The 25,669-nt window shown below is 69.6% G+C and carries 28 protein-coding genes; 9 read left to right on the forward strand and 19 right to left on the reverse strand.

The window, feature by feature from the left end; all coding sequences use genetic code 11:
- Positions 1-184: 184 nt before the first annotated feature.
- Genes ACZ54P_RS08665 through iolD form a run of 6 tightly spaced genes read left to right on the forward strand, consistent with a single transcriptional unit; the run spans position 185 to position 6,638 of the window.
- The gene (locus tag ACZ54P_RS08665) at positions 185-1,159 is read left to right on the forward strand and encodes a substrate-binding domain-containing protein (protein WP_465461440.1); all 975 of its coding nucleotides are present in this window, start codon (positions 185-187) and stop codon (positions 1,157-1,159) included.
- Positions 1,156-2,190, forward strand: coding sequence for an ABC transporter permease (locus ACZ54P_RS08670; RefSeq protein WP_465460910.1), 1,035 nt, complete (start codon positions 1,156-1,158; stop codon positions 2,188-2,190). Before ACZ54P_RS08665 ends, ACZ54P_RS08670 begins: the two co-directional genes overlap by 4 nt.
- On the forward strand, positions 2,187-2,987 hold the full coding sequence (locus ACZ54P_RS08675) for an ATP-binding cassette domain-containing protein (protein ID WP_465460911.1): 801 nt from the start codon (positions 2,187-2,189) through the stop codon (positions 2,985-2,987). The genes ACZ54P_RS08670 and ACZ54P_RS08675 overlap by 4 nt, the downstream gene beginning before the upstream one ends.
- Positions 2,984-3,916, forward strand: a complete 933-nt coding sequence (iolC, locus tag ACZ54P_RS08680; RefSeq protein WP_465460912.1) for a 5-dehydro-2-deoxygluconokinase — start codon at positions 2,984-2,986, stop codon at positions 3,914-3,916. Before ACZ54P_RS08675 ends, iolC begins: the two co-directional genes overlap by 4 nt.
- Complete coding sequence (gene iolB / locus ACZ54P_RS08685; protein WP_465460913.1) at positions 3,913-4,803, forward strand: 5-deoxy-glucuronate isomerase; 891 nt, start codon at positions 3,913-3,915, stop codon at positions 4,801-4,803. The genes iolC and iolB overlap by 4 nt, the downstream gene beginning before the upstream one ends.
- Positions 4,800-6,638 carry a 3D-(3,5/4)-trihydroxycyclohexane-1,2-dione acylhydrolase (decyclizing) gene (gene iolD / locus ACZ54P_RS08690; protein ID WP_465460914.1) on the forward strand — a complete coding sequence of 613 codons (1,839 nt, stop codon included), beginning with the start codon at positions 4,800-4,802 and terminating at the stop codon, positions 6,636-6,638. Before iolB ends, iolD begins: the two co-directional genes overlap by 4 nt.
- Here the strand turns inward: iolD and ACZ54P_RS08695 are convergent.
- Positions 6,619-7,512, reverse strand: a complete 894-nt coding sequence (locus ACZ54P_RS08695) for a LysR family transcriptional regulator (RefSeq protein ID WP_465460915.1) — start codon at positions 7,510-7,512, stop codon at positions 6,619-6,621. The genes iolD and ACZ54P_RS08695 overlap by 20 nt on opposite strands.
- A gap of 102 nt (positions 7,513-7,614) precedes the next feature.
- On the opposite strand from ACZ54P_RS08695, the gene ACZ54P_RS08700 reads away from it, so the two are divergent.
- A complete protein-coding gene (locus ACZ54P_RS08700) occupies positions 7,615-8,160 on the forward strand; it encodes a nuclear transport factor 2 family protein (RefSeq protein ID WP_465460916.1) in 546 nt (181 codons plus the stop codon).
- 3 nt (positions 8,161-8,163) lie between these two features.
- Positions 8,164-9,024 carry an SDR family NAD(P)-dependent oxidoreductase gene (locus tag ACZ54P_RS08705; protein WP_465460917.1) on the forward strand — a complete coding sequence of 287 codons (861 nt, stop codon included), beginning with the start codon at positions 8,164-8,166 and terminating at the stop codon, positions 9,022-9,024.
- A 176-nt stretch (positions 9,025-9,200) separates the two neighbouring features.
- Here ACZ54P_RS08705 and ACZ54P_RS08710 read toward each other — a convergent pair whose 3' ends face one another.
- The 8 genes from ACZ54P_RS08710 to ACZ54P_RS08745 all read right to left on the reverse strand — a co-directional run bounded on the left by ACZ54P_RS08710 (position 9,201) and on the right by ACZ54P_RS08745 (position 17,445).
- On the reverse strand, positions 9,201-9,779 hold the full coding sequence (locus tag ACZ54P_RS08710; RefSeq protein WP_465460918.1) for a TetR/AcrR family transcriptional regulator: 579 nt from the start codon (positions 9,777-9,779) through the stop codon (positions 9,201-9,203).
- A gap of 46 nt (positions 9,780-9,825) precedes the next feature.
- Entirely contained in the window at positions 9,826-10,893 is a 1,068-nt protein-coding gene (locus tag ACZ54P_RS08715) for an NAD(P)-binding domain-containing protein (protein WP_465460919.1), read from the reverse strand.
- 66 nt (positions 10,894-10,959) lie between these two features.
- Positions 10,960-11,583: an SRPBCC family protein gene (locus ACZ54P_RS08720; RefSeq protein ID WP_465460920.1), complete on the reverse strand. Its 624-nt coding sequence runs from the start codon at positions 11,581-11,583 to the stop codon at positions 10,960-10,962.
- Positions 11,584-11,604: 21 nt separating this feature from the next.
- Entirely contained in the window at positions 11,605-12,459 is an 855-nt protein-coding gene (locus ACZ54P_RS08725) for an FAD binding domain-containing protein (protein ID WP_465460921.1), read from the reverse strand.
- A complete protein-coding gene (locus ACZ54P_RS08730) occupies positions 12,456-14,906 on the reverse strand; it encodes a xanthine dehydrogenase family protein molybdopterin-binding subunit (protein ID WP_465460922.1) in 2,451 nt (816 codons plus the stop codon). The genes ACZ54P_RS08725 and ACZ54P_RS08730 overlap by 4 nt, the downstream gene beginning before the upstream one ends.
- A complete protein-coding gene (locus tag ACZ54P_RS08735; protein WP_465460923.1) occupies positions 14,906-15,436 on the reverse strand; it encodes a (2Fe-2S)-binding protein in 531 nt (176 codons plus the stop codon). The genes ACZ54P_RS08730 and ACZ54P_RS08735 overlap by 1 nt, the downstream gene beginning before the upstream one ends.
- A gap of 216 nt (positions 15,437-15,652) precedes the next feature.
- Positions 15,653-16,345 carry a TNT domain-containing protein gene (locus tag ACZ54P_RS08740; RefSeq protein ID WP_465460924.1) on the reverse strand — a complete coding sequence of 231 codons (693 nt, stop codon included), beginning with the start codon at positions 16,343-16,345 and terminating at the stop codon, positions 15,653-15,655.
- A 164-nt stretch (positions 16,346-16,509) separates the two neighbouring features.
- Positions 16,510-17,445: a threonine ammonia-lyase gene (locus ACZ54P_RS08745; protein WP_465460925.1), complete on the reverse strand. Its 936-nt coding sequence runs from the start codon at positions 17,443-17,445 to the stop codon at positions 16,510-16,512.
- Positions 17,446-17,515: 70 nt separating this feature from the next.
- On the opposite strand from ACZ54P_RS08745, the gene ACZ54P_RS08750 reads away from it, so the two are divergent.
- On the forward strand, positions 17,516-17,995 hold the full coding sequence (locus ACZ54P_RS08750; RefSeq protein WP_465460926.1) for an Lrp/AsnC family transcriptional regulator: 480 nt from the start codon (positions 17,516-17,518) through the stop codon (positions 17,993-17,995).
- Here the strand turns inward: ACZ54P_RS08750 and ACZ54P_RS08755 are convergent.
- From ACZ54P_RS08755 to pcaH, 10 genes are all read right to left on the reverse strand, one after another.
- Complete coding sequence (locus ACZ54P_RS08755) at positions 17,973-19,085, reverse strand: XdhC family protein (RefSeq protein ID WP_465460927.1); 1,113 nt, start codon at positions 19,083-19,085, stop codon at positions 17,973-17,975. The genes ACZ54P_RS08750 and ACZ54P_RS08755 overlap by 23 nt on opposite strands.
- Positions 19,078-20,181 (reverse strand): vWA domain-containing protein, encoded by a 1,104-nt coding sequence (locus ACZ54P_RS08760; RefSeq protein WP_465460928.1) that lies wholly within the window; start codon positions 20,179-20,181, stop codon positions 19,078-19,080. Before ACZ54P_RS08760 ends, ACZ54P_RS08755 begins: the two co-directional genes overlap by 8 nt.
- Before the next feature lie 81 nt (positions 20,182-20,262).
- The gene (locus ACZ54P_RS08765) at positions 20,263-20,832 is read right to left on the reverse strand and encodes a TetR/AcrR family transcriptional regulator (protein WP_465460929.1); all 570 of its coding nucleotides are present in this window, start codon (positions 20,830-20,832) and stop codon (positions 20,263-20,265) included.
- 71 nt (positions 20,833-20,903) lie between these two features.
- A complete protein-coding gene (locus ACZ54P_RS08770; RefSeq protein ID WP_465460930.1) occupies positions 20,904-21,776 on the reverse strand; it encodes an AAA family ATPase in 873 nt (290 codons plus the stop codon).
- A 31-nt stretch (positions 21,777-21,807) separates the two neighbouring features.
- Complete coding sequence (locus tag ACZ54P_RS08775; RefSeq protein ID WP_465460931.1) at positions 21,808-22,377, reverse strand: nucleotidyltransferase family protein; 570 nt, start codon at positions 22,375-22,377, stop codon at positions 21,808-21,810.
- The gene (locus tag ACZ54P_RS08780) at positions 22,370-23,176 is read right to left on the reverse strand and encodes an IclR family transcriptional regulator domain-containing protein (protein ID WP_465460932.1); all 807 of its coding nucleotides are present in this window, start codon (positions 23,174-23,176) and stop codon (positions 22,370-22,372) included. The genes ACZ54P_RS08775 and ACZ54P_RS08780 overlap by 8 nt, the downstream gene beginning before the upstream one ends.
- Before the next feature lie 9 nt (positions 23,177-23,185).
- The gene (pcaC, locus tag ACZ54P_RS08785) at positions 23,186-23,590 is read right to left on the reverse strand and encodes a 4-carboxymuconolactone decarboxylase (RefSeq protein WP_465460933.1); all 405 of its coding nucleotides are present in this window, start codon (positions 23,588-23,590) and stop codon (positions 23,186-23,188) included.
- The gene (gene pcaD / locus ACZ54P_RS08790) at positions 23,587-24,366 is read right to left on the reverse strand and encodes a 3-oxoadipate enol-lactonase (protein ID WP_465460934.1); all 780 of its coding nucleotides are present in this window, start codon (positions 24,364-24,366) and stop codon (positions 23,587-23,589) included. The genes pcaC and pcaD overlap by 4 nt, the downstream gene beginning before the upstream one ends.
- Positions 24,359-24,907: a protocatechuate 3,4-dioxygenase subunit alpha gene (gene pcaG, locus ACZ54P_RS08795; RefSeq protein ID WP_465460935.1), complete on the reverse strand. Its 549-nt coding sequence runs from the start codon at positions 24,905-24,907 to the stop codon at positions 24,359-24,361. Before pcaG ends, pcaD begins: the two co-directional genes overlap by 8 nt.
- Positions 24,907-25,641 carry a protocatechuate 3,4-dioxygenase subunit beta gene (gene pcaH, locus ACZ54P_RS08800; protein ID WP_465460936.1) on the reverse strand — a complete coding sequence of 245 codons (735 nt, stop codon included), beginning with the start codon at positions 25,639-25,641 and terminating at the stop codon, positions 24,907-24,909. Before pcaH ends, pcaG begins: the two co-directional genes overlap by 1 nt.
- Between the last annotated feature and the right edge of the window lie 28 nt (positions 25,642-25,669).

The following is a 25,669-nucleotide window of genomic DNA, read 5'->3' on the forward strand; positions in this document are numbered from 1 at the left end:
GATGTCTTATCGCTTGAGGAAATGGCGGAGCGACGGCGCCTGCGCACAGGAACCCCAGCCGGAACCCGCCAAGGCCGGCAGGCCCCGGAATCGCGGCGGCAGGGCGCCGTCCCATGCCTGGCATGGGACGGCGCCGAAGAGCGCACTGGCGACGCGATTCCGGTCGCGGGTTCCCGGGAAGACACTGAAGGCGACCTTGGTGGCCGCGGCGGGGCTGGTGCTCCTGTCCGCGTGCACCGGGCCGAAGGCCGAGGAGAAGCCCGCCGAGGGCACAGCTCCGGCGACGACCCAGCCCAGCGGGCCGCTCCGGGTCGCGGTCATCTCGCACGGCACGGCGGGTGACGCGTTCTGGAACGTGGTCAAGAACGGCGCCGAGGAGGCGGGCAGACAGCTCGACGTCCAGGTCGAGTACAACTCCGACGGGGACCCCGGCAACCAGGCCAAGCTGATCGACAACGCGGTCGCCCAGCGGGTCGGCGGGCTGGTGGTGTCGATGGCGAACCCGGAAGCGCTCAAGACCTCGATCGAGAACGCGGTCCGCGCCGGGATCCCGGTCATCACCATCAACTCCGGCGAGGACAAGAGCGCGGCATACGGCGCCCTCACCCACGTCGGGCAGAACGAGACCATCGCCGGCGAGGAGGCCGGGAAGAAGTTCAAGGAACTCGGCAAGAAGAAGCTGCTCTGCGTGGTCCACGAAGCGGGCAACGTCGGGCAGGCCCAGCGGTGCGACGGCGCCAAGACGGGCTTCGCAGGCGACGTGCAGACCCTGCAGGTCGACATCAGCAACCCCACCGACGCCGAATCCCGGATCAGAGGCGCGGTGCAGACCGACTCCTCTCTCGACGCCGTGCTGACGTTGAACTCGCAGGTCGCGGCCCGGGCGGTGAGCGCGATCAAGGCGGTCGGCTCGAAGGCCCAGGTCGGCACCTTCGACCTGAACACCGACGTGGTCGGTGCGATCAAGGCGGGCGACGTGGTCTTCGCGGTCGACCAGCAGCAGTACGAGCAGGGCTATCTCCCGGTGTCGTTCCTCAAGCTCTACCGGGACAACGCGAACGTCGTCGGCGGCGGGAAACCGGTGCTCACCGGACCCGACCTGGTCGATAAATCCACTGTGGACACGGTCGGCCAGTACGTGCAAAGGGGCACGCGATGACAACTACCTTCCTCGACGAACGGATCGCGAAACCGCGACTGCTCGACCGGCTGGTCGTCCGGCCCGAGATCGGCGCGCTGCTCGGCGCCGTCGTGGTCTTCCTGTTCTTCACCCTCGTCACCGACCAGTTCTTCAGCGGCAGCGGGGTGGCGACCTGGCTGGACGACGCCTCGACGCTCGGCATCATGGCGGTCGCCGTGTCACTGCTGATGATCGGCGGCGAGTTCGACCTCTCGGCGGGCGTGATGACCGCGTCCACCGCCCTCGTCACCGCGACACTGGCGACGCAGGCGGGCTGGAACGTCTGGCTCGCGCTGTTCGCGTCGCTGGTCTTCGCGCTCGCGGTCGGCGCGTTCAACGGCTGGCTGGTGATGCGCACCGGCCTGCCCAGTTTCATCGTCACCCTGGGCACGTTCCTGGCGTTGCAAGGGCTCAACCTCGGCGTCACACGGTTGGTCACCGGCACCGTCCAGGTCTCCGGAATGCGCTCGGCCGACGGTTACGAAACCGCCGGTTTCGTCTTCGCGTCCACAGTGGACGTCGGTGGGACGGCCTTCCAGATCTCGATCGTCTGGTGGATCGGGTTCGCCGTGCTGGCGGCCTGGCTCCTGGTCCGGACCCGGTTCGGCAACTGGATCTTCGCCGTCGGCGGCTCCGCGCCGAGTTCACGCGCGGTCGGGGTGCCGGTGGTGCGCACCAAGATCATGCTGTTCATGACCACCGCGCTCGCCGCGTGGCTGGTCGGTTCGATCAACATCCTGCGGTTCGCGAGCGTCCAGGCGAACCAGGGCATCGGGCTGGAATTCCAGTACATCATCGCGGCCGTGATCGGCGGTTGCCTGCTGACCGGCGGTTTCGGCTCGGCGATCGGCGCCGCCATCGGAGCACTGATCTTCGGTATGGCGCGGCAGGGAATCGTGTTCGCCCGCTGGGACAGCGACTGGTTCATGCTGTTCCTCGGGGTCATGCTGCTGTCCGCGGTCCTGGTCAACAACGCCTTCCGGCGGCGCGCGGAAAGGGTACGGCGATGAGTCACAGCCAAGTCGAAGAGCTGCTGTCGGTCAAGGACGTCGGCAAGACCTACGGCAGCGTGATCGCCTTGCGGGACGTGTCCACCGTGGTCAACGCGGGCGAGGTCACCTGCGTACTCGGCGACAACGGTGCGGGCAAGTCCACCTTGATCAAGATTCTCGCGGGGGTCCACCAGCACGACAAGGGCGAGTTCCTGGTCGAGGGCGAGCCGGTCAAGTTCGCGTCCCCACGCGAGGCCCTCGATCGCGGTATCGCGACGGTGTACCAGGATCTGGCGGTCGTCCCGCTGATGAGCGTGTGGCGGAACTTCTTCCTCGGCTCCGAACCGACGGTCGGCTTCGGCCCGTTCCGGGCGCTGGACCGGAAGAAAGGGCGCGAGACGACCAAGAAGGCGTTGTCCGACATGGGCATCGACCTGCGTGACGTCGAGCAGCCGGTCGGCACGCTGTCCGGTGGCGAACGGCAGTGCGTCGCCATCGCGCGGGCGGTCCACTTCGGGGCGAAGGTGCTGATCCTCGACGAGCCGACCGCGGCGTTGGGCGTGAAACAGGCCGGTGTCGTCCTCAAGTACGTCGCGCAGGCTCGTGATCGCGGGCTCGGCGTCGTGCTGATCACGCACAACCCGCATCACGCCTATCCCGTGGCCGACCGGTTCCTGCTGCTCAAACGGGGCGCGCCGCTCGGCTCCTACGAGAAGTCCGAGATCGACCTCGCCGAACTGACCCGGCAGATGGCGGGCGGCGCGGAACTGGAAGCCCTCGAACACGAATTGCGAGCTGTGGAGTCTCCTTCATGACCACTCTCGAAGCACTGACCGTCGGCAGGGTCGGGGTGGACCTCTACCCGGAACAGAGCGGCGTGCCCCTGGCCGGGGTCAGCACCTTCGCCAAATCGCTCGGCGGCACCGCGACCAACGTCGCGGTCGCCGCCGCGCGGCTGGGCCGCTCGACGTCGGTGCTGACGAAGGTCGGCCCGGACGGGTTCGGCGACTACGTACGGCAGGCACTGCGGGAGTTCGGCGTGTCCTCGGACCACGTCGGGACCTCGGCGGGGCTGCGGACGCCGGTGGTGTTCTGCGAACTGAACCCGCCCGCGGATCCGCCGCTGTTGTTCTACCGGTCCCCCATCGCGCCGGATCTGACCCTCGACGAAACCGACGTGCCCTGGGACCTCGTGGAAACGGTGCCGCTGCTGTGGGTCACCGGGACCGGTGTGTCCGTCGAACCGGCACGCGGGACCCAGCGCAAGATGCTCGAGCGGCGCGGACGGCGGTCGCATACCGTGCTCGATCTCGACTTCCGGCCGATGTTCTGGCCCGGCACCGAGACCGCGCGCGAGGAGATCGGCTGGATGCTCGACCACGTCACGGTGGCGGTCGGCAACCGCACCGAGGCGGAGGTCGCCGTCGGCACGGCGGATCCCGACGAGGCCGCGTCCAGGATGCTGGCCAGGGGCGTCGAACTCGCGGTGATCAAGAAGGGCGCCGAGGGTGTTCTGGTGGCCACCGCCGAGGGACGCTGGACCGTGCCACCGCAGCGGGTCGAGGTCGTGTGCGGGCTCGGCGCCGGTGACGGGTTCGGTGGCGCGCTGATCCACGGTCTGCTGTCCGGCTGGGATCCGGTGCGTATCGCCACCTACGCCAACGCGGCGGGCGCGCTCGTCGCGTCACGGCTGGCCTGCGCCGACGCCATGCCCACCGCCGAAGAGATCGAGGAGTTGCTGTGAGCAAGCTGCACCGTCCACTCGGGACGCTTTCGGACGAGCAGGACCCGGTCCGGCTCACCCCGGATTCGGCGGGCTGGACCTACAGCGGGCTTCGGGTGCTCTCGCTGCGGGCCGGTGAGAAACGGGTCTTGCGCACCGGCGAGTACGAGGCATTCGTCCTGCCGCTGTCCGGCGCGTGCACGGTCCGCGTCGACGGGCAGGTCTTCGACCTCGCCGGACGCGATTCGGTGTTCACCCGGGTCACGGATTTCGTCTACGTGCCCCGCGGCGCCGAAGTCGAATTGTCGACGGTGGAGGGCATCGAGGTGGCGTTGCCGATGGCGCGCTGTACCCGCCGTCTCGAACCCCGCTATGGACCGGCCGAGAACGTCCCGGTGGAGGTGCGCGGGGCCGGGCAGGCGACGAGGCAGGTCACCAACTTCGGCGTGCCCGGGGTCTGGGACCACGCGGACAAGCTGAACGCGTGCGAGCTGATCACCCCCGGCGGCAACTGGTCGTCCTACCCGCCGCACAAGCACGACGAAGTGTCCGAATGCGAGGTCGTCAACGAGGAGATCTACTACTTCCGCGTCGCCGGCCGCGACGGCGTGACCCCTTCACGCGAAGGCTTCGGCCTGCACCGGACGTACACCGCGGACGGCGAGCTGGACGAGGACGTCGCGGTCCGGGACGGTGACGTCTTCCTGATCCCGCGCGGCTATCACGGCCCTTGCGTCGCCGCCCCGGGTTACCCGATGTACTACTTGAACGTCTTGGCCGGGCCCGCCGACGAGCGGTCGATGGCCTTCTGCGACGACCCCGCGCACGGCTGGGTCCGCGAGACCTGGAACGACCAGGAACTCGACCCGCGTTGCCCGGTCACGAGCCACGAAGGACGGGTGTCATGAAGCTGACCACCGCACAGGCGCTGGTGCGCTGGCTGCTCGCGCAGCGGTCGGAGGCCATGGACGGCCGCGAGGTCCCTCTGTTCCCCGGCGTGTTCGCGATCTTCGGGCACGGCAACGTACTGGGGCTCGGCACCGCACTGGAGGAACACCGCGACGAGCTCCCGCTGTGGCGTGGCCAAACCGAACAGGGCATGGCGCTCGCGGCCGTCGGCTACGCCAAGGCGACGCATCGGCGCCAGGTCGGCGTGGTGACGTCGTCGATCGGGCCCGGCGCGCTGAACATGGTCACCGCGGCCGGGGTCGCGCACGCCAACCGGCTGCCGGTGCTGCTGCTTCCCGGTGACACCTTCATCAGCCGTGCGCCGGATCCGGTGCTGCAGCAGGTGGAGCATTTCGGCGATCCGACGGCCACGGTCAACGACGCGTTCCGCGCGGTGAGCCGGTATTTCGACCGGATCACCAGGCCGGAGCAGTTGCTTTCGACCCTGCCACAGGTCGCCAGGGTGCTGACCGATCCGGCGGACGCGGGTCCGGTGACCCTCGCGCTGCCCCAGGACGTCCAGGTGGAGACCTACGACTTCCCGGACGCGCTGTTCGAACCGGTGACCCATCGCCCGCCGCGCTCCCGGCCTGACCGCCGGACCCTCACCGAGGCGGCGGGCGTGCTGCGGGCGGCCCGGAAACCGTTGCTGATACTCGGGGGCGGCGTCCGGTATTCCGGCGCCGGTCAGCGCGCGCTGGCCTTCGCCGACCACCACGGGGTCCCCGTCACCGAGACCACCGCCGGGCGGACCCTGGTCCCGCACGGACATCCGCTGCACGCGGGCCCGCTGGGCGTCACCGGCTCGGCGTCCGCGAACGTCCTGGCCGCCGAAGCCGACGTCGTCCTGGCCGTCGGCACCCGGTTGCAGGACTTCACCACGGCATCATGGACGGTGTTCTCCCCCGGCGTCCGGTTGATCACCCTCAACGCCGCGCGGTTCGACGCGGTCAAGCACGGTGCGCTGGCCGTCGTGGGTGACGCCGACGCCGGTCTCTCGGAGCTGGCCGCCCAGTTGGAAAGCTGGCAGGTCGATCCTTTGTGGACAGCACGTGCCGCGGCGGAACGCGGCCGGTGGGACGCGCATGTCGACTCCCTGCGCGCCGTTTCCGGCGAGGTTCCGACCTACGCCCAGGTCGTCGGCGCGGTCAACGACCTCTCCGAACCGCACGACTACGTGATGACCGCGTCCGGCGGGATGCCGGGGGAACTGATCGGCGGCTGGCGTGGCTCGGGGTCGATCAGCATGGACGTCGAGTACGGGTTCTCGTGCATGGGATACGAACTCGCGGGCGCCTGGGGTGCGGCGATGGCGCACACCGATGGCCTGGTGACCACGATGCTCGGCGACGGCTCGTATCTGATGCTGAACTCGGAACTGTTCTCGGCCGCCTTCGCCGGGCATCCGTTCGTGGCGGTGGTCTGTGACAACGACGGCTACGCGGTCATCGCCCGGCTGCAGGAAGGGCAAGGCGGCAAGCCGTACAACAACTTCCTCGCCGACTGCCGCACAGCGCACGCGTCACCGCCGCGAGTCGACTTCGCACGCCATGCGGAATCGCTGGGCTGCGCGGTGTTCACAGCGTCCTCTTTGGACGATGTGCGGGCGGCCTACGCGAAGGCGCGAGAAGCGGCGGTGGCCGAGAGCCGGCCGGCGGTGGTCGTGGTCCGGACCCAGCCGAACTCCTGGACCGAGGCAGGCGCCTGGTGGGAGGTCGGCGTTCCGGAGCATCTTTCCGGCCGGGGAGACTTCGAGGAGAGCAAAGCCACGCAGGTCAGGTACTTGAAGGGCTGACGAGACGCACCGCCCGCACGAACGCCCCCACCAGCGGGCTGGTGCTCTCCTTCGGCCAGGCCAGCGCGATCCGCAGTGGCTCGATGTCGACGATCGGCCGCCACACCAGGTCCGGATGCGCGTAGAACTTCGCCATCGACTCGGGCGAGATGCAGACCGCGTCGGTGGTGGCGACGAGTTCGAGCATCTCCTCCACGTTGTCGTTCTCCGGTCCCCAGTTCGGGGCCGAGCCGTCGGGGCGTGGGTTGACCGCCCACCAGTCGACCCAGTCGGAGGGAGCGTTGCGGGTCCACAGCAACGGCGCGTCGCGGAGGTCGTGGATGACGACCTCTTCCTTGTCCGCCAAGGGATGTGACGCGTTCATGGCGACCCACCGGCGTTCGGTCGCGACGACTTCGGCGTGCAGTCCGGTCAGCTCGGCGGGCAGCCAGACGAACGCGATGTCCGCGAGTCCGTCACGCAAGGCCTGCGCCTCACCACCCCAGTCGAACCGCTTCGGTTCGATGGTCACGTCGGGATGGCGTTCGGTGAACAGGGTCCGCGCCCGCCGGGCGAGCGGACCACCACCGGTCGCGACGAAACCGACCCGCAGCACGTTGCCCTCGGCCGCGGCGGCCGTTCGGACGAGACGACCGGCGAGCTGCCAGTCGGCGAGAAGACGGCGCGCGGCGGGCAGGAGCACCTCACCGGCGGCGGTCAGCCGGATTTCCGCGTTCCCCCTGGCGAACAGATCCGTGCCGAGCCGGGACTCCAGTTGCCGGATCTGGCGGCTCAGTGACGGCTGCGTGACGAACAGGGCTTCGGCGGCCCTGGTGAAGCTCAGATGTTCCGCGACGGCGACGAAATAGCGCAGCACCCTCGTGTCGACATCCATGTCCGATCCTCCCGATGCCCCGAACGTATGGGTACGGGCATTGGACCGCCGTGAGGTCCCGGTGATTGCGTGGACGGCAGCCACTTCTGGAGGGAAACGACCGTGGAAGACCGAAGGACACCGATCGACCGGGCGACGTTCCTGCGGGCCGGTGGGGCGGGCGCCGCCGCGCTGCTGGCCACGTCCCTGACCGGCGGGACCGCGTCCGCCGCGCCGGAGCGTACCCGGGAACACCCCAACGTCGCGCTGATCCGGCGCTACTACGAGGCCTACGGCTCCGGCGATCTGAACGCGCTCAAGCAGTTCTTCACGCCGGACATCCGGTGGACGATCCCGGGACACCATCCGCTCGCCGGGACGAAGACCGGCGCGGACGAGGTGCTCGCCTTCTTCGGCGAACTCGCCCGCGCCGGATTCCGGGCGGAGGTGCTGTATCTGGCCGCGGACGGCGACTGGGTGGTCGATCTGCACCGCGGCTGGAGCACCACGCCCACCGGACTCGACATCACCTGGGTGCTCGCCTATCGCATCCAGGGCAAGCGGATCGCCGAGGCGATCAACTTCGCGTCCGACCAGCACGCCGCCGACGCGTTCTTCTGGCGGCAGTACCCGCTGGCACGGATCCCCGACCGTCTCGCGAAGGGCTGAGCGATGGATACCTCACGCAGACGAGTGCTGACCGCGGGTGCCTGGGGGCTCGCGGCGACGGCCATGGCGTCGACCGGCGCGGCCTCCGCCGCGGAACGGTCCCGAGGCCGGTTCGACGGCAAGGTCGTGCTGATCACCGGCGCGACCTCGGGTATCGGTGCCGCCACGGCGCGGGCTATGGCGGCCGAGGGCGCGAAGGTGTTCTTCTGCGGCCGCCGCGAAAGGCTCGGCCAGGAGGTCGCGGCCGAAATCCGGGCGCACGGCGGCGACGCGACCTTCCGCCGCGCGGACGTCCGGGTGGAGGCCGAGGTACACGGTCTGGTCGACCAGTGCGTGCGCCGCTACGGCCGCTTGGACATCGCCGTCAACAACGCGGGGATCGAGAGCCCCCGGGCGGTACCGCTCGCCGAGCAGACCCTGGCCGAACTGGAGGACGTCTGGCGCACCAACACGGCCGGGGTCTTCCTCGGGATGAAGTACGAGATCCCGAGGATGCTCGCGCAGGGTGGTGGCGTCATCGTCAACACCGCTTCGATCTCCGCGGAGGTCGGGTTCGCCACCATCGCGCCCTACAACGCGAGTAAGCACGGTGTCACGTCGCTGACCAAGGTCGCGGCACTCGAATACGCGGACAAGAACATCCGGGTCAACGCGTTCGCCCCGGGCGCCGTGGACACCCCGATGCTCCGCCGCGCCGCGGAAGCCTTCGGGCTGACCTACGAACAGATCGCACAGGACTACCCGATCAAGCGCATCGTGCGGCCGGAGGAGATGGCGGCGGTGGTGATGTGGCTCAGCTCCCCGGATTCGAGCGCGGTGACCGGGACCGACGTCGACGCGAGCGGAGGCTACCTGACCGGCTGACTTACTTCGAGGGGTAAGTCAAAAATGGCGTCGTTGGACGAGGGGGTGTGGGGATAGGGCCGTTGAGTGTCATCTAACTTCCGAAATCCGCACAGTGAGGGACACGGCCGACAGCGGGACCGCGCGGGCGCACGGAAACGCGCGGACTGACGGGGTTCGCTACGAAACCTGGAACATCACAACGCCTGGATGGTGGTTTCGACGACCTGGGTGAGCACCTGCCGGTCCGCGGTCTTGCCCAGTACCCGCAGGCCGTACATCGCGGCGAGGGTGAACTGCGCCAGCGCCCGCGGATCGCGGCTCTCGGCGATTTCACCTTCCTGCCGCGCGGCGGCGTACTCGACGTGGAACGCGTCTTCCAGCCGCTGGAAGTTGTGGCGGACACGCGCGGTGACCTCCTCGTCGATTCCGCCGAGTTCGAGGGCTGCGTTGACGGCGAGGCAGCCACGACGCCCGGACGACTCCGCCGTTTCCTCGTCGACCACGTCCATCAACACCCGCCGCATCCGGTCCCGGATCGTGCCCGGCGCGGCCAGCATCTCCTCCACGCGCGTGGCGGACGTGTCCTCGTAGCGGCGCAACGCCTCCTCGAACAGCCGCTGCTTGCTTGTGAACGCGTGGTACAGGCTTCCTCGCCCCAGCCCGGTGCCGTCCACCAGATCCTGGGCCGAGGTGGCCGCGTAACCCTTGCGCCAGAACGTGTCGACGGCCGCGTCGAGAACTTCGGCGGGATCGAATCCCTTCGGACGTGGCACCCGTTCAGCATCGCACGTTCTGTAACGAACGGTCAAATACTCGACTTCAGGCGGCGGGCGATCCGAGCAGGCGCCGGATCTCGGTGACGGCCGCCCGCCCCGCGCGGTTCGCCCCGACGGTGCTGGCGGACGGCCCGTAGCCGACCAAGTGCAGCCGCGGTTCGGCGACGACCCGGGTGCCGTCCATCCGGATCCCGCCGCCCGCGGCGCGCAGGCGCAGCGGGGCGAGATGGTCGATGGCGGCGCGGAAACCGGTGGCCCACAGGATGATGTCGGCGGGCTCGAAAGTCCCGTCCGCCCATCGGATGCCATCCGGGGTGATCCGCTCGAACATCGGGCGGCGGTCGAGGATGCCCGCGTCCAGCCCCGCCCGCACCTCGGGCGTCACCGCCAGGTCGGTCACGCTGACGACGCTTTCCGGCGGAAGGCCCTCCCGGACCCGCCGGTCGACCTTGGCCACGGCCTCGCGGCCCCAGTCCTCGCTGAACGGCTCGTCACGCCAGACCGGCGGACGCCGGGTCACCCAGCGCGTCGACCGGGCGAAAGGCGCTATCTCCAGCAGCAGTTGGACGGCCGACGAACCGCCGCCGACCACCACGACGCGTTTGCCGCGGAAGTCGCCGACACCGGTGTAGTCGGCGGTGTGCAGCTGGCGGCCGCGGAAGGTCTCCTGTCCCGGGTAATACGGCCAGAACGGCCGGTGCCAGGTGCCGGTCGCGCTGATCACCGCACGGGCGGCCCAGCTTTCGGCCGCGCTCGCGATCACCAGACGATCGTCCTCGGCGCTTACCGACAGGACGTCGACAGGGCGATGGACGGGAAGGTCGTAGGTCCGTTCGAAGCGGCCGAAGTACTCCGAGACGACCTCGGCCGCGGGCAGTTTCGGATCCGGGACGCCGAAGGCCATCCCGGGAAGGTCGTAGACGCCGTGGACCTTCTCCATCACCAGCGAAGGCCAGCGGTACTGCCACGCGCCGCCAGGTCGTTTGCCGTGATCGAGCACGACGAAGCCCGACTCGTTGGCGAAACCCGCGCGGCGCAGGTGATACGCCGCCGACAGACCGGCCTGGCCCGCCCCGATCACCGCCACGTCGACTTCGTGATCCGCCTTCATACCGGGTTCAACGGTGGCGGATCCCGGATATTTCTCTCTATGTCCCCAGCGCCGCCTAGGTCACACTCACCGCTTCAGCGCCCGCACGATCGCGACGATCAGGAGCACCCCGGTGACGGCGATGAGCACCGGCGCGACCCGTTTGACCACCGACTCGCCGGCGTACGCCATCAGGTCGACGGCTTCGCCCTCCGGCACCGGCTTGACCGCTTGCAGCGGCGGGCGTTCCTGGATTTTCTCAGGTTCGGGCTCGCCGAGTTCGCCGGACAGACGGTCCGCGAACGAGTCGAGGATCTTGCCGCCGACCTCGGCGATCATCCCGCGCCCGAACTGCGCCGGTTTGCCGGTGACCGAAAGCTCCGTGGCGACGGTGCCATGGGTGACGCCGTCCTTCTCGGTCAAGGTGAGCGTCACCGTCGCGGACGCCGTACCCGCGCCGCGGGCATCCTTGCCGGACGCCTTGATCACCACCCGTTTCGCGTCCGCGTCCTTCTCGACGAACTCGCCGGATCCCTTGTAGAGCAGGGAGATCGGCCCGAGCTTGACCTTCACCGTGCCTTGGAAGGTGTCGCCTTCGGCTCCGGTGATGGTGGCGCCCGGCAGGCACGGCGCCACCCGTTCCGGGTCGACGACGGCCCGCCAGACCTCGTCGACCGGCGCGGGGACGGTGAATTCGTGGTCGAGCCGCACGGGCCGACCTCCCTTCTCGTGTTACGAACCTGCCGCGGCGAGGACCGCCCTGCCGGTCAGCACCCGCGCGAGATGCTGCCGGTATTCGACGTCGGAATTGCCATCGGCCGTCGGGTTCGTCCCTTCGGCCGCGTGTTCGGCCGCGCCGCGGATCGCCTCCGCGGTGGCGGCGCAGCCGACCAGCGCCGCCTCGACCCCGGCCGCCCGCACCGGTGTGGAGTTCATGTTGGTGAGCGCGACCCGTGCCTCCTCGATGGTCCCCGCCTCGGTGCGGACACAGGCCGCGACGGCGACCATCGACCACGCCTGCGCGACCCGGTTGAACTTCTCGTAGTGGGCACGCCAGCCGGTGTGCTTCGGGACGCGGACCTCGACGAGGATCTCGTCCGCGGCGAGGGCCGTGGTGAACATGTCCTGGAAGAAGTCGGCCGCGGGCACCGTCCGCCGCCCGCCCGGTCCGGCGACGACGAGTTCGCAGCCGAGCGCGAGCACGGGGGCGAGCAGGTCACCGGCGGGATCGGCGTGCGCGATGGCGCCGCCGAACGTGCCGCGGTGGCGGATCTGCGGATCGGCCACCGTGTCGGTGGCGGCCTTGAGCAGCGCGGCGTGTTCGGCGACCAGCGCGTCCCGCTGGACGTCGTCATGCGTGGTCATCGAGCCGATGACCAGCGCGTCACCGGCTTCGGTGATCCCGCGCAGCTCACCGATCTTCCCCAGGTCGATCAGCGTGGTCGGCGTGGCGAGCCGCATCCGCAGCACCGGCAGCAGGCTTTGCCCGCCCGCCAGTACTTTGGCGTCCTCGCCCGCCTCGGCGAGCGCACTGATCGCTTCGTCCACTGTGGATGGAGCGACGTAGTCGAACGGGGCGGGGATCACTGGGCACCTCCGGAGGCGTCGATCGAACCGAGACCGCCACCGGCTTCGGAACCGAGGCCGCCCGCCGAGGCCGACCCGTGCTGGATGGCGTGCCAGACCCGCATCGGGGTCAACGGCATTTCGATGTCGTTCACGCCGAAGTGCCGGACGGCGTCGATGACGGCGTTGACCACGGCCGGCGTCGAGGCGATCGTGCCCGCCTCACCGACTCCCTTGGCGCCCAACGGGTTCGTCGTCGACGGGGTCTCGGTGCGGTCGGTGGTGAACTCGGGCAGATCCGCGGCCGACGGGAGCAGGTAGTCGGCGAACGTCCCGGTGGTCAGCGTCCCGCCTTCGTCGTGGACGGCCTCTTCGAACAGCGCCTGCGCGATGCCCTGCGCGAGCCCGCCGTGCACCTGGCCTTCGACGATGAGCGGGTTGACGGCCACCCCGACGTCGTCGACGCAGACGTAGGACCGCAACCGCACCCGTCCGGTCTCGGTGTCGACCTCGGCCGCGCACAGATGCGTGCCGTGCGGGAAGGAGAAGTTCTCCGGGTCGAAGGTGTCCGACGAATCCAGCGAGGGTTCGACGCCGTCCGGCAGGTTGTGCGCCGAGAACACGGCCCACGCGATGTCCTGGATGGACGTCGACGAATCCGTGCCCTTGACGGAGAACTTGCCCGCCTCGAATTCGAGGTCGTCTTCGGAGCACTCCATCAGATGCGCGGCGATCGGCTTCGCCTTCGCGAGCACCTTGTCCGCCGCGTTGATCACCGCGATCCCGCCGACGACCAGAGACCGCGAACCGTAGGTGTCCATGCCCTTGTGCGAGGACTGGGTGTCGCCGTGAAGGACCTCGATGTCCTCGAACGGGACGCCGAGTTTGTCGGCGACGATCTGGCTCCACGCCGTCTCGTGGCCCTGTCCGTGCGCGGAGGCGCCGGTGACGACCTCGATCTTGCCGGTCGGCAGCACCCGGATCTCCGCGTGTTCCCAGCCGCCAGCCGCGTAGTCGAGCGATCCGAGCACTCGCGACGGCGCGAGACCGCACATCTCGGTGAACGTCGAGATGCCGATGCCGAGCTGGACCGGGTCACCCGAGTCCCGCCGTTCCTTCTGTTCGCGGCGGAGGCCGTCGTAATCGAACAGTTCCTTGGCCTTGGCGGTGGCGGCTTCGTAGTTGCCCGAGTCGTAGGTCAGCCCGGCCACCGTGGTGAACGGGAACTCCTCGTGGGAGATCCAGTTCTTCTCGCGCAGCTCCATCGGGTCCATCCCGAGTTCCACGGCCAGTTCGTCCATGATCCGCTCGATCCCGAACGTGGCCTCCGGCCGCCCGGCGCCGCGATAGGCGTCGGTGAGCGTGGTGGTGGTGAACACGTTGGTGCAGGCGAAGTGGTACGCCGGAAACTTGTAGATGGCGTTGAACATGAACGCGCCGAGGATCGGCACACCGGGGCCGACGAGACCGAGATACGCGCCCATGTCGGCGAGCAGTTCGACCTTGAGGCCGGTCACCGTGCCGTCGCGGTTCGCGGTGATGGTGATGTCCTGGATCTGGTCCCGGCCGTGGTGCGCGGCGACCATCGTCTCCGAACGGGACTCGGTCCACTTGACCGGTTTGCCGAGCCGCTGCGCGATCAGCGTCGACATCATTTCTTCGGGCAGCACGGCGATCTTGCCGCCGAAGCCGCCGCCGACGTCCGGCGCGATCACCCGCACCTTGTGCTCGGGCAGGCCGAGCGTGGCCGCGGTCATCGTCTTGAGGATGTGCGGGACCTGGGTGGCCGACCACATGACCAGCTGGCTGCCAGTCGGATCGACGACGCACGCCCGCGGTTCCATGAACGCCGGAATCAGCCGCTGCTGGCGGAACCGGCGTTTGACCACGACTTCCGCGTTCGTGATGGCGTCCTCGACACTGGATCCGGTGCCCGCGTCGGCGGAATCGAAGACCCACACCGCGTTCTGGTTGGTGTCGAGCTCTTCGTGCACCAGCGGGGCGCCCTCGGCGAGCGCGTTCTCGAGTCCGAGAACGACCGGCAGTTCGTCGTACTCGACGTCGATCGCTTCAAGCGCGTCGTGCGCTTCGGCCGACGTGCGGGCGACGACCACCGCGACGCCTTCACCGGCGAAGTTCACCGTGTCCGAAGCGAGGATCGGCCGCCTCGGCGATTTCATGTCCGGCGTGATCGGCCACGCGCACGGCATGCCGATGGCGCTTTCGGGGTCGAGGTCCTTCCCGGTGAACACCGCGATCACCCCTGGCGCGGACTTCGCCCCGGTGACGTCGATCGACACGATCTTGGCGTGCGCGAACGGGCTGCGGAGCACCGCGAGATGCAGCATCCCCGGCAGCGTCAGGTTGTCGGTCCAGCGGGTCCTGCCGGTGATGAGCCGCTCGTCCTCCTTGCGGCGGCGGGCCCTGCCGATCTCTGGGCCGACTTCCGGTTCGGTCGTGGAGGTCATCACTCACCACCCGCGCCGACACGGGAGGCGGTGTCCGAGGCGAGCCGCTCGGCCTCCGGACCGGCACCGGGCCGCATCTGGTGGGCGGCGTCGCGGACCGCGCGGACGATGTTCTGGTAACCCGTGCAGCGGCACAGGTTGCCTTCGAGCCCCTCCCGGACGGCCTTCTCGTCCGGATCGGGATTGTCGGCGAGCAGGTCTATGGCCTGCATGATCATGCCGGGCGTGCAGAAACCGCACTGGAGCGCGTGGTTCTCGTGGAAGGCCTTCTGCACCGGATGCAGTTCGCCGTCGCGGGCGAGTCCCTCGATCGTGGTGACCTCGCAGCCGTCGGCCTGTACCGCGAGTACCGAACAGGATTTCACGCTGTGCCCGTCGAGGTGGACGGTGCAGGCCCCGCAGTTGCTGGTGTCGCAACCGACCACGGTGCCTACCTTCCCGACCCGTTCGCGCAGATGGTGCACGAGGAGGGTGCGGGGCTCGACGTCGTCTGTGTAGCTGGTGCCGTCGACGGTGACGGTGATGCGCATCAGGCCTCCAAAAGCGAGAGAAACCCCGCGCTGGGTCCGGGGTCGTTCGGGAGCGGCCGGTCAGTCGGCGGTCACGGGCGAACCGTGATCGGACTCACAGTCGAGCGTGCTACTTCTGCCCGGCCGGGACAACCCCCACCAGGGGGTCACTCCCGACCGGAACCGCGGGCAAGTTTCCAGCCAAGGATTTTCACCGCGAATGCGGACTTGCAACCCTTACTTCAAGCGCTCGAGGAATCCGTTGGCGATCAACCATCCGACATTGACCGAAGGCGGTGAACCGGGCAGCAACGCACCGTCCACTTGGTACTGAAGGCCACCGCCCGGCTGGGCGAACCACGCGGCGATCGGACCGGAATGGACCGCGAAGGCTTTCGCCACCCGATAGGCGTGATAGTTGCAGCTCGCGGCCGGCGCGGAGTCGAGACTCTGCGGCGGGATCGCCCTCGAAGCGTACGGAGAGCCCTTCGGCGCGAGGAACGAGCCGTACTCGCTGCCGTACCGGTCGATCCGCTTGCCCGGCGTCAACGTGATCACGTACTGGACGGGCGTCCCGTCGGGGCGCAGGACGTAGCCGTTCTTCGGCGGGTAGCGCCACGAGGAGGCCGCCGGGTCGTAGTAGGTGTCGAGGAAACGCTGCTCGGTCAGCGTCCCGGTGCGGCGGTAGCCGATGAGCTGGAAGCCGACGTCGCCCAGAACGGGCAGTTTCTCCGGGCCGAGCCGTTTGTCACCGTGGTGATCGGCGTCCGAGCATTCGGTGAGCCTGCTCTTCGGGGCGTCGGTCTGTGCGGTGGTTTGGGCGGCGGTCTGGGCTGCGGTGGTCTGGGCGGCGGAGGTTTGCGTAGTGACCGGGGCGAGGAGCAGACCGATGGCGGCGAACACCGTCAAGGTGCGTCTCAGCAACATCATCCGAGCACACCAGCCGCCGTGCGGGGCGGGCGACGGCTGATCGCTTGACTTCTTGGATCCGACCGTTTTTTTCCTCTCTCGACCCCCCCGTCTTCGGTGGTTCTGGGTTGGCGCTTCGGTTCCCACCCCCCCTCCCCCCCCACGACACCCCCACCCCGGCGGACTCACCTCGTCATGCCGAGCACCGAGAGGTCCGCGTTCGCCCCGGTGACCACGGTGGCGGCCAGGTCGCCAGGGATGTCGTGCACGGTCAGCGCGGCCAGACCGGCCGCACCCGCGGGTTCCGGGACGACGCCGAGGGTTTCCGCGCCCAGCCGCATGGCCGCGCGCAGCTCGTCGTCGTCGACGAGCACGAAGTCGTCGACCAGTGACCGCAGGCGTCGCACGGATTCCGGCTCGGGGGCCCGGATCGAGATCCCGGCGGCGAACGAGTTGGCCCGCTCGACGGTGATCGGCTCGCCCGCCCGCCAGCTCGTCACCATGGCCTGCGCCGACTTGGCCCCGACGCCGACGATCCGGACGTCCGGCGAATGCGCCTTGAGCCACAGTGCGACCCCGGCGATCAGCGCGCCGTCGCCGACCGGGAGCACGACCGTGTCGATCCCGCGCTCGGCCGCCAGTTCGAGGCCGATCGTGCCCGCCCCTTCGGAGATCGCCGGATCACGGCCGTCGACCGCGAAGACGCGATCCGGGGCTTCGGCGGCGAACGCGGCCGCGGCGACCTTCGCCTCGCCGTCGACCCGGCGCACCCGCGCGCCCAGTGCCTTCATCCGCCGCAGTTTGACCGGCGAGATGTCGGCGGGGACGAAGATTTCGGCTCGCAGGCCGCGCTTCCTGGCGGTGAACGCGATGGCTTGCCCGAAGTTGCCGCTGGTCCCGCACACCAGGGTCGTCCCCGGCTCCAGTCCGGCGGCGAAGTAGTCCGCGCCGCGGCCTTTGAAGCTGCGCAACGGGTTCAGCGTCTCGATCTTCACCAGTACGCGCCTGCCGAGGCGCTCGTTCAGCTGTTCGTCGCTGTACTGCGGGGAGTTCAGGAAAACGGGATCGATCACCTTCGTCGCTTCGGCGACGTGATCCAGCTGCAGGTCGATGTCGGTCATGACGTCGAAATTAGGCGGGAAGCCGATCATCCCGATTGTAAATTTTCCCGTCCGTGTGCAAAAATCTTGCGTGCCTCTCGACGAGATCGACCACCTGCTGCTCGACCTCGTCCAGGTGGACGCGGCCCGCCCGCTGCATGAATTGGGTGACGCCATCGGCCTTTCCCCGAGCGCGGTCCAGCGACGGCTGACGCGGTTACGCGCCGCGGGCGTGATCCGCGCGCAGGTCGCCGTGCTCGATCCGGAGGCGCTGAGCGCGGGGATGGCGTCGGTCATCCTGGTCGCGCTGACCGACGACGACGAGAAGCACCACACCGCTTTCCGCGAACGCATGCTGGCCGAACCACGCGTCCAGCACTGCTACAGCATCGTCGGGCAATGGGACTACGTCGTCGTCCTGCTCACCCCGGACCTCAAAGAGAGCCGGTACCTGTCCAGGGAACTGTTCGAGGAGCACGTCAAACGTTTCGAGACCTTGCCCGCCTTCGAAGTGGTCAAATCGAGTCAGGCCGTCCCGGTCCCCGGCATCAGCCGTGGATCCGGCCGGTGAGTTCGGCGAGCCTCGAACCCGAACCGTTCCACCGCAGCGCGATGATCTCCGCCGCGATCGACACGGCCGTCTCCTCCGGCGTCCGCGCGCCGAGGTCGAGGCCGATCGGCGAAGACAGCCGTTCGAGTTCCGCCTCCGTCAGCCCGGCCTCGCGCAGCCGCGCGAACCGGTCGTCGTGGGTCTTGCGCGAGCCCATCGCGCCGACGTAGCCGACGTCGAGGCGCAACGCGACCTCCAGCAGCGGCACGTCGAACTTCGGGTCGTGGGTGAGTACGGCGATCGCGGTCCGGCCGTCGATCCGGCCCGCTTCCACTTCCGCCGCGAGGTACCGGTGCGGCCAGTCGACGACGACCTCGTGCGCGTCGGGGAACCGGCTCTTCGTCGCGAACACCGGTCGCGCGTCGCAGACCGTGACCTGATAGCCGAGGTACGCGCCCATCTTCGCCATCGCGGCGGCGAAGTCGATCGCGCCGAAGACCAGCAGGCGCGCGGGCGGTTCGAAGGAATTGACGAAGACCGTCATCCCCTCGCCGCGGCGCTGCCCGTCCGGCCCGTAGTGCAGCGTGCCGGTGCGGCCACCGGCGAGCATGCCGCGCGCGTCGTCCACGACGGCGTCGTCCATCCGCGAGGAGCCGAGCGAACCGGCGACGCGGTCCGGCCAGACGATCAGATGCTCCCCGACCAGCCCTGGCCGTTCGTGCTCGACCACCGTCACCACGGCGACCGGCTGTCCATTGTGGACCGATTCGACGACGTCACCTAGTTCCGGCATCGAGTCGCGGTCGACGTGCTGGACGTAGATGTCGATGATCCCGCCGCAGGTCAGCCCGACGGCGAAGGCGTCGTCGTCGGTGACGCCGTAGCGTCGCAGCACGGGCGCGCGTTCGGCGACCACCTGCTGGGCGAGTTCGTAAACCGCTCCCTCGACGCACCCGCCGGAGACGCTGCCGGTGACCGTGCCGTCCGGGGCGACGAGCATCGCCGCGCCAGGACTCCGCGGCGCCGACGAGAACGTCGCCACCACCGTGCCGACCCCCACCGTCTCCCCGGCGGCCCAGCGGCGGTGCAGTTCGTCCAGTACGTCACGCATCGGCGATCTCCACAAGCAGTCGTTCCAACGTGGCCAGGCTGTGCCCGGCCAGCAGCCGATCCAGGTACGGGAGCGCGGCCACGATGCCGGACTGCACGGGAGCGTAACCCGCCCGCCCCGCATGGGGATTCACCCAGAATACGACGTGCGCGAGCCGGCGCAGCCTGGCGACCTGCTCGCCGAGCAGTCCCGGGTCGCCCCGTTCCCAGCCGTCGGAGAACACGGTGACCACGGAACGCCTGGCCACCCCGCGTTGCCCCCAGCGGTCGAGGAAGGCCCGGAGGGTCTCGCCGAGCCTGGTCCCGCCCGCGAAATCGGGGACCGCGGCGGCCGCGGCGAGCATCGCGCGTTCGGGGTCGCGCAGCCGCAGCTGGCGGGACACCCGGGTGAGCCGGGTACCCAGGGTGAACACCTCGACCCGGCCGGGAGCGCTCCGGGACACGACGTGCGCGAACCGCAGCAGGGCGTCGGCGTACGGGCCCATCGAGCCGGAGACGTCGATGAGGAGGACGAGACGGCGCGGCTTGGTGCTCCGGCGCCGATACGCCAGCCGCACGGGCTCGCCGCCGCCCGCCAGCATCGCGCGGAGAGTGCGCGAGGGATCGAGGGCGCCTCGCCGGGCGGCACGGCGGCGCGGTGATGTCCGCGGCGGAAGGGCAGGGCGCAGTTTAGCGAGCAGTTCCCGCAGGTGAGCGCGTTCGGTGACGGTCAGTTCGGCGAGGTCGCGATGCCGGAGGATGTCGTCCTCGCTCGCCGCCACGCGGAGCCGGTCGGGTTCCGCGCCGGACTCGCCCTGGCCTGGCGCCTGCACGAGCGTGGCGATCCTGGCTCGTTTCGGGGTCGCTTCCCGGCCTCGACGGCGTGGTCCGGCTTCCGTTCCGGTGAACCAGCCGTCGAAGGCGGCGTCGTAGCGTGGGAGGTCGTCGGGGTCGGCGCACAGCGTCAGCCGTCCCGCCCAGTACAGCTGCTCGGGATCGGCGAGGTCGACCTCGCCCACGGCCGCGAGGTACGCCTGGACCCGGTGCGCGTCGCACGGCAAGCCCGCTTCGCGCAAAGCCTCCGCGAAGCCGACGAAACCCGCCACTGGATCGCTCACACCCCCATTGTGCGCGCGTTTCGTCCTCTGAATGCGGTAGTTGCCCGGGCAACTACCGCATTCAGAGGACGAAACGCGGGGTCACCGGCGCAGTCCCGCGATGAGGACGTCGACCAGCCGTCGCGCGTCGTAGCGGGGATCGCTGTCGGCGCCGATGCAGAGGTTCCCGATCCCGCGCATGACCTCGTAGGCCTGGAGACCGGCGCGGATCTCGCCCGCTTCGGCCGCCGCTTCGAGCAATCGGGTGCAGACGGGCAGGAGGGTGTCGAGGAAAGAGGTGTGCAGCGTCTCGAAGCCGGCGTTGTCGGATTGCAGCACGGCGGCGAGACCGTGTTTGGTGACCAGGAAATCGACGAAGAGGTCGATCCAGCGCCGCAACGCCTCGTACGGGGAATCGCTCGACGCCAGCAGTTCCGGACCCGCTTCGGCGCAGGCGTCGACCTGGTGCCGGTAGACGGCGACGATGAGATCCGCCCTGGTCGGGAAGTGCCGGTAGATCGTGCCCATCCCGACGCCCGCTTTGGCCGCGATGTCGCGGACCGGCGCCTCGACGCCCGAAGCGACGAAGACGGCGGCGGCCGCGTCGAGCAGGGTCTTCTCGTTGCGCCGGGCGTCCGCCCGTTTCGACCTGCGACCCTCGCCGTTGCTCACCACGTCGCTCCTCGCCACCTCGCGGTTACCGGATCAGTGTTCCGCTTGGCCATGGTAACCCGCACCCCTGCTCAGGCGAGCAGTTTGTCCAGCTTGGCCCGGACCCGGTCGAGGTCTTCGCTGTACTTGAGGACCGAGCCGAGGGTCCGGGCGGCCACCGCGGCGTCCAGTTCGGACCTGCCCAGCGCGAGAAGGGCCTGAGCCCAGTCGATCGACTCCGCCACGCCGGGCGGCTTCAGCAGCTCCATCGCCCGCAGCCGGTGCACCGCCGTCGCGACCTGGGCGGCGAGATCTTCGCCCAGGTTCGGGATCTTGCGGCGCAGGATCTCGATTTCGCGGGCCAGGCCGGGGTGTTCGAGCCAGTGGTAGAGGCAACGGCGCTTCAGCGCGTCGTGCACTTCCCTGGTCCGGTTGGAAGTGAGCACCACCAGCGGCGGATGTTCGGCCCGCACCTCGCCGAACTCGGGGATGGTCACCGCGTTCTCGTCGAGAAGTTGCAGCAGGAACGCTTCGAACTCGTCGTCCGCCCGGTCGATCTCGTCGACCAGCAACACGCACGGCGAGGTCTGCAACGCCTTCAGCAGGGGCCGGGAGAGCAGAAAACGCTCGGTGTAGAGGGACTGCTCGGCGGTCTCGACGTCGAGACCGCCGTGGCCGGAGGCTTCGAGCGCGCGCAAATGCAGCAGCTGCCGGGGAAAGTCCCATTCGTACAGCGCCTGTGCCGCGTCGATCCCTTCGTGGCATTGGAGCCGGATGAGGGGCATGCCGAGTGCTTCGGCCAGTCCCAGTGCGAGCGAGGTCTTGCCGGCGCCCGGTTCGCCCTCGCAGAACAGCGGGCGGCCGAGCCGCAAGGCGAGGAACCCGGCCGTGGCGATGCCGTCGTCGGCGAGATAGCCGACCGATTCGAGGGCTTCGGCCAGTTTCTCCGGCGATTCGACGGTCACGACCCGATGGTAGGCCTCGCGGAGCCGCGGATCAGCCTGGAAGATCCTCGCGGCGGTCCACGTCGTGGCCGGTGCCGAGGTCGCCGCATTCGACGAGCCGCAGCTCCGGGCGGCCCTTGAGCCAGTCGCGCGCGCCCTTGTCCCCGGACGCGCCCGCCACGATCTCCGGCCACCAGCGGCGGCCGAGCACGACAGGATGACCGGGGACACCGTCGTAGGCCGCCCGCGCGACGCTGCCCGGGCCTGCGTCGTTCGCGACCCGGCGGACGACTTCGGCACCGACGCCGGGCAAATCGACGAGGTGCACGACGGCGGCTTCGGCGCCGGTCGTTTCCAGCGCCCTCAAGCCTGCACGCAGTGACGCGCCCATACCGGACTCCCAGCCACCTGCCACGACGGCGGACTCGGGATCGGGCAGGAGCGCACGGACTTCGGCGGCCGAGGCACCCAGCACCACCCGGACCGGCACGCAGCCCGCGTCGGTGAGCGCCCGCAGCGCCCGGACGACGAACGGCTCGCCGTCGAGGACGGCCAGCGCCTTCGGCCCACCGAACCGGCGCCCGGCCCCGGCCGCGAGCAGCAGCCCGGCGATCTCAGCCATGGCCGGCCTTGCTCGGCGGTGCCGAGGCCAGATCGGCTTCGATGGCCCGTGCCGCCTCGAGCAACGGCGGCAGCAGTTCGCGCTCGACCGACTCCCGCGTCGTGCGGCTGGCATGCGTGGACAGGTTGACCGCGGCCACGACCCGGCCGCGCCGGTTCCGGATCGGCGCGGCGATCGAGCGGAGGCCTTCTTCGAGTTCCTGGTCGACCATCGCGTAACCCTGCCGGTACACCCGCTCCAGTTCGGCGAGGAGGTCCTGTTGCCTGGTCAGCGTGTGCGCGGTCAGTTTCTCGAGTTTGGCCGCGTCGAAGTAGCCGCGCAGGTCGGGATCTTGGAGACCGGCCAGCAGGACGTGCCCCATCGACGTCGCGTGGGCGGGGAACCGGGTGCCGACGTTGATGCTGACGGTCATGATCCGCGAGACGGCCACGCGGGCGACGTAGACGATGTCCGGGCCTTCGAGCACCGAGACCGAGCTGGACTCGTGTACCTCGGCGGACAACCGCTCCAGATGTGGCTGGGCGACCTCGGGCAGCGACAGGCTCGACAGGTACGAGTAGCCGAGTTCGAGGACCCGCGCGGTGAGCGAGAAGTACTTGCCGTCCGTGCGCACGTACCCCAGGTCGACGAGGGTGAGCAGGAACCGGCGAGCGGCCGCCCTGGTCAGCCCGGTGGCACGGGCGACGTCGCTCAAGGTCAGCTCGGCCGCGTCCGCGTTGAACGCCTTGATCACCGCCAGCCCACGTTCCAGCGACTGGACATGGTGCGCTCCGCGCTCGGTCACCTCGCCTTCGTCCATATGAGAACCCTAACGGCCACCCTCTTCCTGGGCGGCAGGCTCACCTAGTTCGGCCAGCACCCGCTGCGCGACGGCGAACGCGGCGTTGGCGGCCGGGGCGCCCGCGTAGACGGCGGTGTGCAGCAGGACCTCGGAGATCTCCTGGGCGGTAAGTCCATTGTGGACGGCGGCCCGGACGTGCATGGCGAGTTCGTCGTGCGCGTGCAACGCGGTGAGCGCGGCCAGGGTGACGCAACTGCGGGTCTTGCGGTCGAGTCCGTCGCGCGACCAGACCGAGCCCCAGGCGCCCCGGGTGATGTAGTCCTGGAACGGTCGGCTGAACTCGGTGGTGCGGGCCACCGCGCGATCGACGTGGGCGTCTCCGAGGACTTCACGCCGCACCCGCATGCCCGTCTCATAGGGATCTTCGCTCATCGGGGCACCTCCAGGTGGTCGAGGATCAGCGCGGTGAACCGCTCGGGTTGTTCGAAGCTCCCCAGGTGCGCGGCGCCTCCGACGACCTCGAGCCGGGCGCCCGGGATACCGCCCGCGATCACCTCGGCGTGCTCGACCGGGGTGGCCGGATCCTCGGCCCCGGCGATGACCAGGGTCCGCGCCGAGATCTTCGGCAGGTCGCCGACGAGGTCCATCTGTTCGATGGCCCGGCATGCGGCCGCGTATCCCTCGGCGGGGACGGCCGCGATCATCTCGCGCAGGTAAGCGACCTTGTCGGGATGGGCCGCGGCGTAGCCCGCCGTCACCCAGCGGCCGGCTCCGGCTTCGGCGACCGCTCCGGTGCCGTTCTCCCGGACTGTCTTCGCCCGGTCCGCCCACATCTCCGGCGGCCCGAGTTTCGCGGACGTGCAGCACAGCACCAGGCTTTCGATCCGGTCCGGCGCGTGCACGCCGAGCCACATCCCGATCATCCCGCCGAGCGAGAGCCCGACGACGTGGGCACGTTCGACGCCGTGCTCGTCGAGCAATGCGAGCAGGTCACCGCCGAGGTCCTCGAGCGCGTACGGCCCCGGCGGTACCGGGGACGCGCCGTGTCCGCGGGTGTCATAGCGGAGTACCCGGAAACCCTTGTCCGCCAAGGGTTTCACCTGCGGCTCCCACATGCGGTGGTCACTGCCGAGCGATCCGCTGAACACCACGACCGGGCCGTCCGCCGGCCCGTCCGCGACGCTGTGCACCTTCACCGGCTCAGACATCGAAGAACACCGTCTCCCCTTCGCCCTGCAACCGGATGTCGAACCGGTAGCCGTCGCCGGTCTTGGCGGCGATCAGCGTGCCCCGGCGCGCCTCCGGGACCGAAGCCAGTACCGGATCCCCGGAGTTGTCGTCGTCCTCGAAGTAGATCCGGGTGACGACGCGGTGCAGCAGGCCGCGGGCCAGTACCGAGACGTCGATGTGCGGAGCCTGGGTACTTCCCGCCGGTCCGGGCACCGGCCCGGGTTTGATCGTCCGGATCTCGTAGTTCCCGTCCGGGTCCGTCGGGCAGCGCCCGAAGCCCCGGAATCCGCTCGCGACGGCTCCGCGCGGATCGTCGGGGTGATCGAACCGGCCTTCGGCGTCGGCCTGCCAGGTCTCGATCATGCCGTCCGGCACGGGGGCGCCCGCGCCGTCGAGGACGCGGCCGTGGATACGGATCGCGGCCGGTTCGTCCGCGGGGACGACGTCGGGCCCGTCCGGCCAGGGCAGGCCGAGGGCCAGGTACGGGCCGACGGTCTGGGAGGGCGTCGTCTCCGGCATCAGTGCTCGTCCTCCTCGTCCTCGAAGACCGACGCCTCGCGGCCCCGGACGACGATGTCGAACTGGAAGGCCAGCGCCCATTCGGCCTCGGTGCGGTCGAGGTCGAACCGCGCGATCATCCGCTGCCGCGCCTTCTCGTCCGGGATGGAGTTGAAGATCGGGTCCTGCGAGAACAGCGGGTCTTCCGGGAAGTACATCTGCGTGACCAGCCGCTGGGTGAACGCGCTGCCGAACACGGAGAAGTGGATATGCGCCGGGCGCCAGGCGTTGTCGTGGTTCTTCCACGGGTACGCGCCCGGTTTGATGGTGGTGAAGGTGTAGCGGCCCTCGCTGTCGGTCAGCGTCCGGCCCGCGCCGTCGAAGTTGGGGTCGATCGGCGACGGCCACCGGTCCCCGGTGTGCCGGTACCGGCCGCCCGCGTTCGCCTGCCAGATCTCCACCAGCGAATCCCGGATCGGCCGCCCGTCGCCGTCGAGCAGCCGCCCGGTGACGATGATCCGCTGTCCCTGCGGCTCGCCCGCGTGCCCTTGGGTGAGGTCGTTGTCGGATTCGCCGACGCGCCCCGGCCCCAGCGCCGGCCCGGTCACCTCCGTCAGCAGCTGCGGAAGCACGATCAGCGGCTCTTTGGGGTGCCGCAGCGCCGTCGACCGGTAACCGGCGTGGTCGAGCGGCGGATGCGTCCCCTCCGGATCGCGCCGGTAGCGCGGGAGCCTCAGTTCTGCGGGTGCGGACATACTGTTCCCTCCAGCGCGGGTCAGCGGA

Source organism: Amycolatopsis sp. NPDC034160 (assembly GCF_055575355.1).

What these genes read in the sequence shown, in the direction of transcription:
- ACZ54P_RS08705 (WP_465460917.1), top strand. Translation starts at nt 8,164, where the DNA reads ATGGATACCTCACGCAGACGAGTGCTGACCGCGGGTGCCTGGGGGCTC.
- ACZ54P_RS08740 (WP_465460924.1), bottom strand. Translation starts at nt 16,345, where the DNA reads ATGATGTTGCTGAGACGCACCTTGACGGTGTTCGCCGCCATCGGTCTG.
- iolC (WP_465460912.1), top strand. Translation starts at nt 2,984, where the DNA reads ATGACCACTCTCGAAGCACTGACCGTCGGCAGGGTCGGGGTGGACCTC.
- pcaC (WP_465460933.1), bottom strand. Translation starts at nt 23,590, where the DNA reads ATGAGCGAAGATCCCTATGAGACGGGCATGCGGGTGCGGCGTGAAGTC.
- pcaH (WP_465460936.1), bottom strand. Translation starts at nt 25,641, where the DNA reads ATGTCCGCACCCGCAGAACTGAGGCTCCCGCGCTACCGGCGCGATCCG.
- ACZ54P_RS08670 (WP_465460910.1), top strand. Translation starts at nt 1,156, where the DNA reads ATGACAACTACCTTCCTCGACGAACGGATCGCGAAACCGCGACTGCTC.
- ACZ54P_RS08755 (WP_465460927.1), bottom strand. Translation starts at nt 19,085, where the DNA reads ATGCGTGACGTACTGGACGAACTGCACCGCCGCTGGGCCGCCGGGGAG.
- ACZ54P_RS08715 (WP_465460919.1), bottom strand. Translation starts at nt 10,893, where the DNA reads ATGAAGGCGGATCACGAAGTCGACGTGGCGGTGATCGGGGCGGGCCAG.
- pcaG (WP_465460935.1), bottom strand. Translation starts at nt 24,907, where the DNA reads ATGCCGGAGACGACGCCCTCCCAGACCGTCGGCCCGTACCTGGCCCTC.
- ACZ54P_RS08735 (WP_465460923.1), bottom strand. Translation starts at nt 15,436, where the DNA reads ATGCGCATCACCGTCACCGTCGACGGCACCAGCTACACAGACGACGTC.
- ACZ54P_RS08695 (WP_465460915.1), bottom strand. Translation starts at nt 7,512, where the DNA reads ATGGATGTCGACACGAGGGTGCTGCGCTATTTCGTCGCCGTCGCGGAA.
- ACZ54P_RS08675 (WP_465460911.1), top strand. Translation starts at nt 2,187, where the DNA reads ATGAGTCACAGCCAAGTCGAAGAGCTGCTGTCGGTCAAGGACGTCGGC.
- pcaD (WP_465460934.1), bottom strand. Translation starts at nt 24,366, where the DNA reads ATGTCTGAGCCGGTGAAGGTGCACAGCGTCGCGGACGGGCCGGCGGAC.
- ACZ54P_RS08775 (WP_465460931.1), bottom strand. Translation starts at nt 22,377, where the DNA reads ATGGCTGAGATCGCCGGGCTGCTGCTCGCGGCCGGGGCCGGGCGCCGG.
- ACZ54P_RS08780 (WP_465460932.1), bottom strand. Translation starts at nt 23,176, where the DNA reads ATGGACGAAGGCGAGGTGACCGAGCGCGGAGCGCACCATGTCCAGTCG.
- iolD (WP_465460914.1), top strand. Translation starts at nt 4,800, where the DNA reads ATGAAGCTGACCACCGCACAGGCGCTGGTGCGCTGGCTGCTCGCGCAG.
- ACZ54P_RS08730 (WP_465460922.1), bottom strand. Translation starts at nt 14,906, where the DNA reads ATGACCTCCACGACCGAACCGGAAGTCGGCCCAGAGATCGGCAGGGCC.
- ACZ54P_RS08745 (WP_465460925.1), bottom strand. Translation starts at nt 17,445, where the DNA reads ATGACCGACATCGACCTGCAGCTGGATCACGTCGCCGAAGCGACGAAG.